Below are 13,456 nucleotides of genomic sequence, written 5' to 3'. Positions count from 1 at the left end.
AAAAGGAAAAAACAGTGGTAATGAACGGCAAAAAAGGACTTATAGTCGGTGTAGCAAATAAAATGAGCATAGCTTACGGTATAGCAAAACAGTGTAAAGAGCAAGGTGCGTCTCTAGCTTTTACTTTCGTAAGCGATGCTATCAAAAAGCGCGTGGAACCAATAGCAGCTGAGCTTGGAAGTTCACTTGTATATGAGCTTGATGTAAACAATAAAGAGCATTTAGACTCATTAGCAAGTAAGATAAAAGCTGATTTTGAGGGTATCGATTTTATCGTTCATGCTGTTGCTTACGCTCCTAAAGAAGCCTTAGAAGGCGAGTTTATAGATACTACGAAAGAAGCCTTTGACGTGGCTATGGGTACTAGTGTGTATTCGCTTATAAGCCTTACTAAGGCTGTTCTGCCTGTGCTAAAAGAAGGCGGTTCCGTGCTTACTTTGACTTATCTTGGCGGGACTAAATTTGTACCGCATTACAATGTAATGGGAGTTGCAAAAGCGGCTCTTGAGAGTAGCGTAAGATACCTTGCGCGTGACCTCGGAAAGAAAAATATCAGAGTAAATGCTATATCAGCAGGTCCTATAAAAACATTAGCTGCTAGTGGAATAGGCGATTTTAAAATGATACTTAAATGGAATGAATGCAACGCACCGTTAAAAAGAAACGTTAGCATAGATGACGTTGGCAAAAGCGGAATGTATCTTTTAAGTGACCTTGCTAGCGGTGTTACAGGTGAAATTCATTACGTTGATGCAGGGTATAATATAATGGGAATGGGCGACGCCGTAGTAGGCGAAAACGGCTCTACGGTTCTTGCGTGGGATGAATGCAAAGAATAAGCTAAATTCATAGCTAAATTTATAGTCAAATTTGAGTAAATTGCTTAAATTTGACTATCTGCTTTTACTTAAAAAAATCACAAATATCACAATCAAAAAGTTTAGAAAGTTTAAAAAGATGAAGCAAGTTAAAGTGCTTTCCATGAGCATTGTTTTCCATATTGGCATAAAATCCACTAGAAGCTTGACCTATACTAAGAGCAGTTTCAAGCTGACTTAAACCAAGATTTTGTCTTATTCTTTTTACATTTTTTGCTACTAAATCAAAAAATTCTTCATTTTCTTGCTCGGTTGTTACTTCTGGTAAATTTAGCATTATTATTCCTATAGAAAACTTTTCTATAAGTTTAATTAGTATATAATATCTTTACAATCTGTTATAGAAATCATTTCTATAGAGATAATTTATAAGGAGAATATATGGAAACTAGTAGTTATTTTACACTATCAGAACAATTACAGATAGCTATAAAAACTCTTCAAAAAGGCAATATAGAAAAGTATTCAGATGTTGCATTGCATCTGTGCAAGAAGCTTTGCAGACTTTATATTAATGAATTAAAAGATCTTATGGGTCATAGTTCATATAATTTAGATTATAGCGATCAAAAATTATTTCACGATTTACATAGTATTGATGATAGTAGTGAGTATATAGCAACTTTGGAGATTTTTGCTGAGTTTGCTAATGAGCTAGAGAAAATAGATGAAAATTCAATAAGTGAAAATAATCAAATTTTAGAAAAATATGGTACAGAATGGCTAAAAAAATCAATTGATGATATGAGTTTAATCTCTGATTATATTGAAACATTAAGGAAAAAAGCATGAAAAAAATAATATTTTATCTGCTTAGCATGATTTCTTTTGCTTTCGCAGATATTTATAATGAGATCGAAAACAAGGTTTTGCAATTTGTCAAAAACGATGAATTTCTTTATAAAGATGAAGATGAATTTGGTTTTAAAATAGAAAATAAAGATGAAGTTGCTATATTTAAAATAGAAAATTATGTGGATAATGAATTCAAACCTCATAGTGATATTTTAAATTTAAAACTATCAATAATAAATAAAAAAATAAACAAGATCAATCCGAAGTCTATCGCATTTGATGAGCTAAGATTAAATAAATTGGAATTACAAAATGAAATTAATAAGCTACAAGAAAACCGAGCAAAACTAAAAAAAGATGCTAGTGGCGAGTATTATAAAAAAATTTCGCAATGGCCCATAAGGCAGCTTTCGGTAGTATAGTTCCTATAGATCACTCCAGCCCGATTAAAGATTATACAACAACTGGTGCATTTTTGGATGGATATTATAGTTTTTGTATGTATATTTTTATGTGGTCTGATTCATTACATAATAATTTTAAAGAAAAGAAATATAAACTGAATTATACTGAATTATTTGATGCTAATACTTTAAAAAGGATTGCAGAAGAAGAGGGTGGGTTTAGTTATGTGTATATTAAATGTCTATCATATCACTTTAGAGACATGATTGTAAGAAATTTCTTTATAATTTTATCTCTTATAACTTACATTTTTGTAGTGGCATTGATAAATAAAAAAATTAAATCTAAATATCCAAACAAAAATAATTAGTAGTCATTTTTTATAATCTCAGGTTCGCCAAAAAGTCTTGAAAGCTCTTTTATATTTGATTTCAAAGCAGAGTTTTCATCGTTTTTAATATTATCTAAGCTAATTTTAGCTGGCTCTTTTGCTGGTGTTTGTGTGTTTTGCAAATTTGCTTCTAAATTTGTGGGTTCTACATCGTTTTTACTTACTTCCAAATTTACAGACGTTGCTAAAAGCTTTTGCATACCGCTAGTTACTTTTTCTTCGACGCTTTTTGGCTCATCTGCTTTTTTGATTTGGATTTTGGCGTCTTTGCCAAATATTTTTCTAAGAATTTCTAAGATTATTTTAGATGATTTTCTTAAAATCTCTTGATTTTGGCCATTTGCATTTGAACTTAAAATCAAAGAATTATCACTAAAATCCACAAACTCTATGCACTCATCAAAGCACTTTCCAAGCTCATAATCTCTATCATAAATCCCAGCTACAAACATCTCATAAGGAGATTTTTGGGCTGGTTTTTGAGGTATTATTTGGGCTGGTTTTGGTGTCAAAACGTTGCTTATGGATATCGGTTTTGGAGCTAAATTTTCATTGATGGCGTCATTTATATCTGTTAAATTAAACGCTTCAAGCATCATAAAAAGTGCTATATACAGTGTAAATTCCGAGTCGCTTCCAGATCCTAGCATACTTTTTGCTTCAGATAAAATTCTGAAAAATCTCTCAAAAATAAGAATCGAAAATTCCGAGTTTTGATTTATAAATTTATCTTTTAAATTTATTATAAGTTCGTCTATTATAAGTTCGGCGTCACTCCCGCTTAACTCTTTTAATAAATTTAAAAGAGCATTTCTATCTCTTGAAGCTACTATCGATAAAACTTCTTCTATCTTTGATGGATCAAGCAGACCGAGCATATCTGCTACTGCTTTTTGCGTCACGAATTCGTGAGAAAATATTATGGCTTGATCAAGCAAAGTAAGGGTATCTCGCAAGCTTCCGGATCCACTTCTTGAAAGAATTTCTAGTGCTTTTGGCTCAAATTTTATGCCCTCTTTGTTCATTATGAACTCAAGATGTTTTAAAATATCATGTTTTGATATCGGTTTAAATCTGAAATGCTGAGTACGCGATAGTATGGTGGCAGGTAGTTTTAAAGGATCTGTTGTAGCTAATATAAACTTTACATATTCAGGCGGTTCTTCAAGTGTTTTTAGCAGAGCATTGAACGCTTCTCTAGTTAGCATATGAACTTCATCAATGATAAAAATTTTAAATCTAGCACTTGAAGGAGAGTATTTCGTATGTTCTATAAGCTCTCTTATATCATCGATTTTTCTATGACTTGCGGCGTCCATTTCTATAATATCTAAATGTCGCCCCTCATTTGCCATTACGCAGTTTGCACATACTTCACACGGATGAGATCCAATACCTTGTTCGCAAAGCAGAGCCTTAGCAAAGATTCTAGCGCTACTTGTCTTACCGCTACCTCTAAGTCCGGAAAATAGGTACGCGTGTCCTATTCTTCCTGAGTTTAGAGCGTGAGATAGACTATTTGCTACTATATCTTGACCAATTAGCTCATCAAAGCTTTTTGGACGGTATTTTAGTGCTAAAGCTTTCAAATTTTAGTCCTATTCGTTCATTATACTAAGAAGTTCTTTGTTATCTCTCGTTTTTAACATTTTTGAATATAAAAATTTAAGTGCTTCTATATCATCCATTGTCGCGATAATATTTCTTATAGCCCATATTTTACCAAGATCATCTGGTCCTTGAAGAAGTTCATCTTTTCTTGTTCCGGATTTAAGTATATTTACAGCCGGATAAATTCTTCTATCGCTGATAGTTCTATCAAGCACTATTTCACTATTTCCGGTACCTTTAAACTCTTCAAATATCACATCATCCATACGTGAGCCGGTATCTATAAGGGCTGTTGCGACTATGGTTAAGCTTCCACCGTTTTCTATATTTCTTGCTGCTCCAAAAAATCTTTTTGGCTTATGCAGCGCGTTTGCATCTACTCCTCCGCTTAGTACTTTTCCGCTACTAGGAGTGACCGTATTATAAGCACGCGCAAGACGAGTTATGCTATCAAGAAGTATAACCACGTTTTTCCCCATCTCTACTGAACGTTTTGCCTTTTCTATGACTAGCTCGGCAACTCTTACGTGATTTATAGCCGGCAGGTCAAAAGTAGAGCTAAATACCTCTCCTTTTACTGAGCGTTGCATATCGGTAACCTCTTCTGGACGCTCATCTATAAGAAGAACTATTAGTTCCATCTCGGGATGATTTCTTGTTATACCGTGAGCAAGCTCTTTCATAAGCTCTGTTTTACCTGTTCTCGGAGGAGCTACTATAAGACCTCTTTGACCTTTCCCAATAGGAGTAAATAGATCCAAAACACGCCCTGTTAGTTTCATAGGGTCATATTCGAGTTTTATTTTTTCATTTGGAAAAAGCGGAGTTAGATTGTCAAAAAGTGGTCTTTCTTTTGCTTCTGCTATGGATTTGTAATTTATCGCTTCTATTTTTAATAAAGCGTAATATTTCTCTTGCTCTCTTGGTTCTCTTACTTGTCCGGTAATGATATCTCCTACTCTAAGAGCGAATTTTTTAATCTGGCTTTGGCTTACGTATGTATCGTTTGCCGAATCGCTTAAATTCGCATCAGTAGCTCTTAAAAATCCGTATCCGTCACCTACTATTTCTAAAATTCCTGTAAATAATATAAAACCGCCTTGCTTTGTTTGAGCCTTTAAAATTTCAAAAACAAGCTCTTGGCGTCTAAATTCTCGTGGATTTTCAACGCCGACTTCATTTGCTATGGCTACTAAGCTATCAAGATCAAGTTGTCTTAATTCTTCAATTTTATATCCATCAACTGGAATGTGTGTACGAGTGTGCTGTTTTTTTGCACCCGACGAACTTTGGTGGGATTGGGCATTATCTTTATTTTCCATTAAACCTCTTTAAATTTGTGATAATATGCAGTCACAATGAATAGTAATTATGTAGTTTTAATACTGGGATTTTATACAAAAATTATAAACTTGTCAAGATCATCAGTGCAATTTAAATTTTACAAGCGTTTATAAATTAAGTATTTTTCTTGTAAAATATTTTTTATTAATTATGATTAGATAAAAAAGGAATTCGATATGAAAATACCGACCTTTGATATAGGAATTACTAGTATTTGCTGGTATTTATGTGAGCAAAATGATAAAGAGTATAGGATGATCGATTGCGGCGTAAGGATATAAATTCTCTCCAAAATTCAAAGAAAAAGTTTTGGCTATAAACCGACTTTTATAGTAAGCACTTTTATACTAGTGCTTTCAAGCCTAGTTTTTTACGACTTATAAACACTCTAAAAGATAAATTTATATCATTCAAAAGCGGTATCATACTACCGCTTCGCTTTTATCTAGTAGCCTTTGCTATTTAAATCAGCGTAATTTTCACAGCCAAGTTGCGCTCCCATATCACAGTCTTACCGTATAGCTCTTTTGCTTTTGATCTATTTTGTTTCACGCCTTTACCGTTTTCATACAAAAATCCAAGACCAAAGCAACCACCAGTATCTCTGGAGTCGCAAGACTTTTGATATAGCTTTGCAGCCTTTGTGTAGTCTCCGCTTCTATACGCCTAAACCCGTCTTAATTGTTCCCAGCCATAGCCACTATGGCTAAAGCGACCAAACCAAAAATGATCCTTCTCGCAAACTCTCCTTTTTTTGTTTTGCTATTTATAATGCGTAATTAAAGTAAATTTAAACTTTATTTCATATAAATTTATATTTTAGTTATTTTTTAAAAGACATAAAAAGATAAAGCGATGACAAATATTAGATTCACATAAATTTATGCATTATTTTATACCGATTTTTAGCCTTAAAACTTTCTTTTTTAAATTTATTTGTGACAAAAATAGAACAAATTATATATATTAAGCAATATTTTTATATAATCAAAACAAATTTAAAATATGGACTTTTATGGGTAATTTTGTCTGTTTGCATTGTAAAGGCGAGTTTGATGATAGCGGAGCGATAAAAGATAATGATGGGTGCGAGTTTTGTTGTAATGGCTGCAAAAACGTATATTCGTTTTTAAACTCAAACGGTCTTGGCGAGTTTTACGAGAGACTTGGTAGAGAAAAACACATAAAAGCTTCAAACCAGACTTTAAGCGAAGAACCGTGCAAAAGTTTTTATAAAAATTATGTTAAAAGCGATGGTGGATTTTGTGAAATTTATCTTATTATAGAGGGAATTCACTGCTCTGCTTGTATCTGGCTAAATGAAAAAGTCTTAGCTCATACCGATGGTATCATAGAAGCAGAGTTAAACTCGGCTACAAATAAAGCTCATATAAAATGGGATGACAATACAGTAAAACTTACTGAAATTCTAAATAAAATAAGAGCCATAGGATATAATCCGATCCCATACGATCCAAATAAAGCAGAGCTAAGAGCTAGCACGAAGCGTAGAGAATTTTACGCAAAAATGCTTGTCGGTCTATTTTGTACGATGAATATAATGTGGGTTGCTATCGCTTTGTACGGTGGATATTTTAGCGGAATGAGTCAAGATGTGAAAGATATTTTGCATTTTGCCGAGTTTGTTTTAGCAAGTCCTGTTTTATTTTATACCGGAAGTGAGTTTTACCGCTCAGCGTGGATGAGTTTGAAAAACAGAAGTGCCTCTATGGATCTAAGTGTCGCAGCAGGCGCATCCATAGCATATTTTTACTCCGTTTATGCTATGCTTTTTAGGCAAGGCGAGGTATATTTTGACTCAGTAGCTATGATAATAACTTTTGTTTTTATAGGGAAATTTTTAGAAATTGTTAGTAAAAAGCGTTCAATTGATAATTTAGATAGTCTAAGCTCTATGCTAGTTTCTGAAATTTATGTAAAAAATGGTAATGATTTCGAGCTAAAAGATGTCAATGAGGTAAAAGAGGGCGATATTGTAATGGTTCGCCCGGGCGAGAGAGTTCAAATAGACGGCGAGATTTTAAACGGAGTTGGGAGTTTTGATTATTCTAGTCTTAGCGGCGAGAGTGCGCCTATACTGTTAAAAACCGGAGACAATATAACAAGCGGCGTCATATGCGTGGATGGAAGTGTCGAGTATAGGACATCTAAAAGTTTTGAAAGCTCGGTGTTAAGCAAGATAATAGCTCTACTTGAAAAAGCTAGTTTCAAAAAACCGCGCATAGAGGAGTTGGCAAATCAAATTTCGGCTAGATTCTCATTTGCGATATTAGCGCTTGGATTTGCTACTTTTTTATTTTGGTATATTTATTTTGGAAGTATTCCAAATGCCGTTGTTGTAGCTGTTAGCGTCATCATAATAGCTTGTCCGTGCGCTCTTAGTCTCGCTACTCCTGTTGCTACTTTGATTGGTTTAGGAGTAGGACTGAAAAAAGGTATCGTTTTTAAAGAAGCTAGAATTCTGGAGAGTTTGGCAAAGTGCGAATGCGTGGTATTTGATAAAACAGGAACGCTTTCAAAGGCAAAGTTAAATTTGATAAAAGCTACTAAATTTACCGAATTTGATCAAAATCTTTTGTATTCGCTTTTAAATGTTTCTACTCATCCTGTTAGCGTTGCTTTAAAAAATAGTTTAGACGGTAGTATTTATCAGCTTAGCGATGTGAAAAATATATTAGCGCGTGGAGTAAAGGCTAAATTTAAAAATATATCTTTAGCCGGAGGGAGCAGTGAGTTTATGCGAGAATTAGGATTTGGGGAGTTTGAGAGTGAAAGTTTGAGTTATTATTTTGCTATAGACGGTAAAGTAGCTGCCTCTTTTGAGCTTGCCGATGAATTAAGAGACGATGCAAAAATCGTGGTAAATGATCTTATAAAATCCGGATATAAAGTAGTGATGTTAACTGGAGATAAAAAAAGCGTAGCTAACAAAGTCGCAAATGAACTTGGCATAAGCGAGTTTTACGCAGAAACGACTCCTATTGAAAAGTCACGTATTATCAAAGAATTGAACAATAATATGCAAGTCGTGATGGTTGGCGACGGTATAAATGATGCTGTAGCTTTAAGTAGTGCTAAAGTAGGGATTTGCCTTGGAGGCGGAGCGCAAATCAGTGTTGAAAAAAGTGATGTCGTACTTCTAAATGATAGCTTAAAAAGCTTGAAAGATGCTCTTGATATTTCTAAATTTACATTTAAAACAGTAAAGCAAAATCTTGGATTTTCCCTGTTTTACAATGCTATTACCATTCCTCTTGCTATGGCCGGTTTTATTATACCTTTGTTTGCGGCTTTATCTATGTCTTTTAGCTCTATCATTGTCGTTTTAAATTCTGCTAAAATAAGAATTAAATTTAAAGGATAAATATGGGAATGATAATAGCCATTATGCTTGGGATTTCTACTTTGCTTGGAGCGCTTGCTCTTTTTGGATTGCTTTGGGGGATAAAAAATAGACAATTTGATGATTACGCTAAATTTTTAGACGGTACAAAATATGATAGCGAAGATACGTTAAATGATGCTTATAATATGGAAAAAAGACGAAATGAACTGATAAAGAAAAAAGAAGCGGACGGCTATCGTCCGCCTGATTAAGACTTATTTTAGAGTTGAGATATAGTCATTTACCGCCGCCATATCTTCTTCGCTTAAAGTAGCCATTTGACCTTTCATTATGCCGCCCATTCCGAATTTGCCTTTGCCTGCATTTAGAGTACCTGCTTTATACTCTTTCATATCAGCAAGTCTAGTAGCTGCATCAACTTCAGTCAATACCGGAACTTTATTTAAATATTTTTTTTCAGCTTTTAGACCATGACATGTTGCACATTTTTTATATATTGTTGCACCATCAGCTGCAAATGCACTACACGCAAATGCACCACACGCTAAAACTAGTAAAAAATTTTTCATTTAATATCCTTTAATTACAAAATATCGGTAATTATAATAATAAAAGACTAAATTTTGGATTAATGATAAATTCAATATGTTAATTTATAAAAATAAATTTGTATTAAATTTAGAATAAATTTATACAATAGTATAATAAATAAGATTTAGATATTTATATATTATTAAATTTTAATAATTAGAATTTAGTAGATATAAAATTATTTAAAAGGATTATAAAAATATTAATGAAAAGGTGTATATGTATAGTTGCAGCATCTGTGTTGCAAGTTTGTGCCGTAAGCGATCTTGAGCTTATAAATGCACAAAGCGCTTATGATGACGGGATTACTGGTAGCGGTATAAAAGTAGGCATTATAGATGGCGCTGTTAGAAGCGATCACCCTAGCTTATCTGGTAAGTTGATTGAACAAATTTACTCAAAAGATAAGTATGGGGCTTATACGCCTGATTTTACTATCGATACTCACGGTAGTCACGTGGCTGGAATTATGGCAGGAAAGTATATAAATGCTTCAAATCCTTACGGAGTAGCCTATGATGCTAGTATTTATGCTGCGCAGATAACGGGTCATAATAACATAGGTACTCTAACTCCTCCAAATATATATGACTTTTTTGTCGATAAAGATGTTAGCGTTATAAACAACAGCTGGAATGCAAATATGTATCCGATAGTAAGTATGCAAGGAAGTACTTATTACGTGAAATCGCTAAGCTCTAGGGATGCTAATTTTTTTATTCGTCAAGCTTATGGTAATTCAAAACCATCTGAAAATCTATCAAGATTATCAAGGGATAAAAACACCTTAGTTGTTTTTGCTGCCGGAAATGAGGGGATTGTTTCTCCCGGTCTTTTTGGTACGCTTCCTTATTACGATGAGTCTTTTCGTTCGTGGTTAGTAGTCGGTGCTTTAGATAGTGCTAATATATCAAAAGATAGCAACGGAAAGATTATTATAAACTCTAAAGGATCTCCGGAATTTAGCAACGGACTAAAAGGAACGCAAAATTACTCTTTGGTTGCACCAGGAACGAATATCAATAACGTAAATTCTCCATATATGATACGACCTTCTTTTGGTAGAGTCGATAGAAATCTTTATACCAAAAAAAGCGGAACTTCAATGGCTGCTCCTATGGTAAGCGGTGCAGCGGCTTTGGTTGCCCAAAAATTTCCATTTCTAAACGGTAAAGAGATAGCCGATGTGTTATTAAGCACGGCAAATAGAGACTACCAAGCCCCAAAAGTCGTCATAAAAGAGACTAACGGTCTTGATAGCGATAGAAATAGTCCGTATTTTGACACTAAAAGAAATTATTATGCTATATTTTATATAGATAACCCTATACCAAGAAAAGATGACGGAAGTATCGATAAAGATCAAATCAACATTGATTTGATGAGTGCTGGTTATGACAGAGCGTTAGTTGCGGGATTATCGCAACTTAATAATATCAAATATCCTACTTTGTCATCTCATGTATTAGTTGATGGTGGATACGCCGCAGTATGGGAGATAAAAAAAGAAGATATGTTTGGGCAGGGAATTTTGGATGTTAAAAAGGCAATGGGTGGATTATCCGTTCTTGATGCAAATCGTTTAAGTCATAGTGATATCGTTCAAAATTACAAACAAGAATCCAGCGCCGTGTATTATAAATTAGATACTAAAGGAATGGATGCAGAATTTAGCAATGATATCTCGCAAAGAAAATGGGATAGTTCAACTCACAACGCCGGCGCTTTAAATTTACCTATAGGGCTTGCAGATTTAAATGTTGGATTTATTAAAAACGGAAACGGAGTATTGAAATTAACCGGAGAAAATAGCTATTTAGGTGCAACTATCGTTAGACAAGGTGGCTTAAATATCTCTAAAAGAGCCGACCAAAGCGGAGGATTTATATCAAGCAATGTATATGTAGAAAATACAGCTAGTCTTAGCGGCGATGGAGTAATCGATAGGAATTTATATAACGATGGTATAGTAAGACCGGGAAATCAAGATTTAAGCGATTTAACAGTCAATGGAACTTATGAACAAAGTAGTGCTGGCACTTTGCAGCTGGATTTCGGAGACAAGAAAAACTCAAAGCTAATTGCTGCCAATTATAATATACAAGGAAAACTTGAATATATACCTCTACCTGCTTTTTATACTAGCGGTAGTTATGTTAGTATCGATTTAGGCGGATTAAAAGCGCATTTAAACGATTTTTCAAATGTTGCGGTTGTCGGTAATAACGCTATAAATTTCATAGCGGTTTTAGATGAAGATAAAACTTCTATAAATAAACCAGATCTTCCACAACTAGATATAAATGAGCAAGATAAAGATAATGCCGCAGATCAAAAACCAGATCAAAATCCAGATCCGATTTTGCCTGAGCCTGATAAAGATCCAAATCCGAGTAATCCTGTTCATCCTATAGAGCCGGCTCCAAAACCGTCTGATAAAGAAGATAATATTTCTGGTCCGACGCAAGATGAAGTAAATAAACCGGATCAAAATCAAGATAAAAATCCGGATTCAAATAATAATTTAATTGTAACTCCTACCGTAAAACCAGATGCTTATAATAGACCAAATAGCGATATCGGTGCTGCTTTAAGAGAAATTCGTTCTATGGCAAATTTAGATAAACGCTATAAGGATTATTTTGCTTTTTTAGATAATGCGGATTCAAAAAACTTTGATAAGGCTTTAAAAACTATGGAGTCTATAGATTATATGAGTAACACGGCTCAAATAGTTAACGGACATCATCAATTTAATCAAAACAGTATGCTTTTTGCGTTAAATCCTACTTCTCAAGGTTTAAGTTTAGCTCGTAATTTTGAAACCGAACCGATTTTGTTAGCCTCTTTAGCCTCGGATATAGCTATTGATCTTGGCATAAATTCATATGATGAAAAGCGCTATATTTGGTATATGAGTCCTAGTTATAAGAAGATTAACGGAGATAATTATAGCGGTAAATCATATGGTCTTAACTTTACTATAGGGGCAAAACCAAGCGATAATTCGCAGTTAACTTTTAATACTAGTTATTTGGAATCTAAGTTAAATTTTGAAGATTCGAATTCTAAGAGCAAATATGTTAATTTCGGCTCAAATTATATTTTGGATTTAGATAGCGTAAAAGTCTTAAGTGGAGCTAGTTTAGGATTTGGGCGCAATACTATGCAAAGAGGATTGTTGGGTAGCAGCGAGATTTTAAGCGGTAGTTATAATAACTTTTTAGCTTCGGCCGAATTTGGTTTGGCAAAAGATTTAAAAATAAACTCATTTACCATAACTCCGCTTTCGTATTTTAGCTATAGTTATATTTTTCAAGACTCTTTTAACGAGAGCGGAAATGTATTTGCGAAATCTTATGACAAAATCAGACATGATAGCACGTCTATTACCGCCGGAATTAATCTATCGTACGATTTGGATAAATTTGATGTTAATACTAAGCTTTCTGGATTTGTTATTTATGAGTATAGATTGAGCGGTAAGGATCTGAAAAATAGAGTTAAATTTAGAGATTTTCAAAATCAAACTTTTACTCAAAGATATGCTTTAAATAGAGATCTTGTATATTTAGGATTTAGTTCGCAGTTTGATTATACTAACTCATTTTTTATGCGTTTTGACCTTATAAACGAGATTGCTAAAGATCAGTATAATTTTAATATTTTAGCAAATTTAGGTTTTAAATTTTAAAAATTAGTTTTTAGATTTAATTAAATTTAAAAGAAATAGCAGGATTATCCTGCTATTTTGAATTATTTTAATGTTGAAATGTAGTCATTTACCGCAGCCATATCAGCTTCGCTTAAAGTAGCCATTTGACCTTTCATGACACCGCCCATTCCAAATTTACCTTTACCATCATTTACAGTGCCTGCTTTATACTCTTTCATAAGAGCGAGTCTCTCAGCAGCATCTACTGTGGTAAGTACAGGAACTTTGTTTAGATAGCTTTTCTCAGCTTTTTGACCATGACAGGCCTTACATTTGTTAAATATAGTAGCACCATCAGCCGCAAAAATAGAGGTAGTTCCTAAGCCTATTGCTAGTATAGCTAAAATTTTTTTCATAAT

General features: G+C 33.7%; 13 protein-coding genes. 7 read left to right on the top strand and 6 right to left on the bottom strand.

Going from position 1 to position 13,456, the window contains the following annotated elements:
* The first annotated feature begins 14 nt into the window (after positions 1-14).
* A complete protein-coding gene (gene fabI / locus RVY88_RS07840; protein ID WP_162167456.1) occupies positions 15-839 on the top strand; it encodes an enoyl-ACP reductase FabI in 825 nt (274 codons plus the stop codon).
* 64 nt (positions 840-903) lie between these two features.
* On the opposite strand, the gene RVY88_RS07835 is transcribed toward fabI, so the two are convergent.
* Complete coding sequence (locus tag RVY88_RS07835) at positions 904-1,155, bottom strand: helix-turn-helix domain-containing protein (RefSeq protein WP_002850301.1); 252 nt, start codon at positions 1,153-1,155, stop codon at positions 904-906.
* Between the two features lie 104 nt (positions 1,156-1,259).
* On the opposite strand from RVY88_RS07835, the gene RVY88_RS07830 reads away from it, so the two are divergent.
* The 3 genes from RVY88_RS07830 to RVY88_RS07820 are packed head-to-tail and all read left to right on the top strand — an operon-like array spanning position 1,260 to position 2,448.
* A complete protein-coding gene (locus tag RVY88_RS07830) occupies positions 1,260-1,670 on the top strand; it encodes a hypothetical protein (RefSeq protein WP_002850299.1) in 411 nt (136 codons plus the stop codon).
* Complete coding sequence (locus tag RVY88_RS07825; RefSeq protein WP_147542981.1) at positions 1,667-2,095, top strand: hypothetical protein; 429 nt, start codon at positions 1,667-1,669, stop codon at positions 2,093-2,095. Before RVY88_RS07830 ends, RVY88_RS07825 begins: the two co-directional genes overlap by 4 nt.
* The gene (locus tag RVY88_RS07820; RefSeq protein WP_035169262.1) at positions 2,065-2,448 is read left to right on the top strand and encodes a hypothetical protein; all 384 of its coding nucleotides are present in this window, start codon (positions 2,065-2,067) and stop codon (positions 2,446-2,448) included. The genes RVY88_RS07825 and RVY88_RS07820 overlap by 31 nt, the downstream gene beginning before the upstream one ends.
* On the opposite strand, the gene RVY88_RS07815 is transcribed toward RVY88_RS07820, so the two are convergent.
* The 3 genes from RVY88_RS07815 to RVY88_RS07805 form a co-directional block, all read right to left on the bottom strand.
* A complete protein-coding gene (locus RVY88_RS07815) occupies positions 2,445-4,058 on the bottom strand; it encodes a DNA polymerase III subunit gamma/tau (RefSeq protein ID WP_010403398.1) in 1,614 nt (537 codons plus the stop codon). The two genes, RVY88_RS07820 and RVY88_RS07815, sit on opposite strands and share 4 nt — an antisense overlap.
* Before the next feature lie 9 nt (positions 4,059-4,067).
* A complete protein-coding gene (gene rho, locus RVY88_RS07810; RefSeq protein WP_002850294.1) occupies positions 4,068-5,402 on the bottom strand; it encodes a transcription termination factor Rho in 1,335 nt (444 codons plus the stop codon).
* Between the two features lie 484 nt (positions 5,403-5,886).
* Positions 5,887-5,997: an SEL1-like repeat protein gene (locus RVY88_RS07805; protein ID WP_144686099.1), complete on the bottom strand. Its 111-nt coding sequence runs from the start codon at positions 5,995-5,997 to the stop codon at positions 5,887-5,889.
* Positions 5,998-6,439: 442 nt separating this feature from the next.
* Here RVY88_RS07805 and RVY88_RS07800 point away from each other — a divergent pair, with 442 nt between their 5' ends.
* Positions 6,440-8,809 (top strand): heavy metal translocating P-type ATPase, encoded by a 2,370-nt coding sequence (locus tag RVY88_RS07800; RefSeq protein WP_002850290.1) that lies wholly within the window; start codon positions 6,440-6,442, stop codon positions 8,807-8,809.
* Positions 8,810-8,811: 2 nt separating this feature from the next.
* Positions 8,812-9,042, top strand: a complete 231-nt coding sequence (ccoS, locus tag RVY88_RS07795) for a cbb3-type cytochrome oxidase assembly protein CcoS (RefSeq protein WP_010390783.1) — start codon at positions 8,812-8,814, stop codon at positions 9,040-9,042.
* 3 nt (positions 9,043-9,045) lie between these two features.
* On the opposite strand, the gene RVY88_RS07790 is transcribed toward ccoS, so the two are convergent.
* On the bottom strand, positions 9,046-9,360 hold the full coding sequence (locus tag RVY88_RS07790; RefSeq protein ID WP_002850288.1) for a c-type cytochrome: 315 nt from the start codon (positions 9,358-9,360) through the stop codon (positions 9,046-9,048).
* A 227-nt stretch (positions 9,361-9,587) separates the two neighbouring features.
* On the opposite strand from RVY88_RS07790, the gene RVY88_RS07785 reads away from it, so the two are divergent.
* A complete protein-coding gene (locus RVY88_RS07785) occupies positions 9,588-13,076 on the top strand; it encodes a S8 family serine peptidase (RefSeq protein ID WP_162167455.1) in 3,489 nt (1,162 codons plus the stop codon).
* A 62-nt stretch (positions 13,077-13,138) separates the two neighbouring features.
* Here the strand turns inward: RVY88_RS07785 and RVY88_RS07780 are convergent, their stop codons facing one another.
* Positions 13,139-13,453, bottom strand: coding sequence for a c-type cytochrome (locus RVY88_RS07780; RefSeq protein WP_002850286.1), 315 nt, complete (start codon positions 13,451-13,453; stop codon positions 13,139-13,141).
* Between the last annotated feature and the right edge of the window lie 3 nt (positions 13,454-13,456).

The sequence above is a fragment of the Campylobacter sp. TJR-1 genome, from assembly GCF_032840035.1.
Taxonomy (GTDB): domain Bacteria; phylum Campylobacterota; class Campylobacteria; order Campylobacterales; family Campylobacteraceae; genus Campylobacter; species Campylobacter fetus.
This window is presented reverse-complemented; position numbering and strand designations above follow the sequence as displayed.

Coding starts and splice junctions, on each gene's coding strand:
- RVY88_RS07780 (WP_002850286.1), bottom strand. CDS start 13,453: ATGAAAAAAATTTTAGCTATACTAGCAATAGGCTTAGGAACTACCTCT.
- RVY88_RS07800 (WP_002850290.1), top strand. CDS start 6,440: ATGGGTAATTTTGTCTGTTTGCATTGTAAAGGCGAGTTTGATGATAGC.
- RVY88_RS07830 (WP_002850299.1), top strand. CDS start 1,260: ATGGAAACTAGTAGTTATTTTACACTATCAGAACAATTACAGATAGCT.
- RVY88_RS07785 (WP_162167455.1), top strand. CDS start 9,588: ATGAAAAGGTGTATATGTATAGTTGCAGCATCTGTGTTGCAAGTTTGT.
- ccoS (WP_010390783.1), top strand. CDS start 8,812: ATGGGAATGATAATAGCCATTATGCTTGGGATTTCTACTTTGCTTGGA.
- rho (WP_002850294.1), bottom strand. CDS start 5,402: ATGGAAAATAAAGATAATGCCCAATCCCACCAAAGTTCGTCGGGTGCA.
- RVY88_RS07790 (WP_002850288.1), bottom strand. CDS start 9,360: ATGAAAAATTTTTTACTAGTTTTAGCGTGTGGTGCATTTGCGTGTAGT.
- RVY88_RS07835 (WP_002850301.1), bottom strand. CDS start 1,155: ATGCTAAATTTACCAGAAGTAACAACCGAGCAAGAAAATGAAGAATTT.
- RVY88_RS07825 (WP_147542981.1), top strand. CDS start 1,667: ATGAAAAAAATAATATTTTATCTGCTTAGCATGATTTCTTTTGCTTTC.
- RVY88_RS07820 (WP_035169262.1), top strand. CDS start 2,065: ATGGCCCATAAGGCAGCTTTCGGTAGTATAGTTCCTATAGATCACTCC.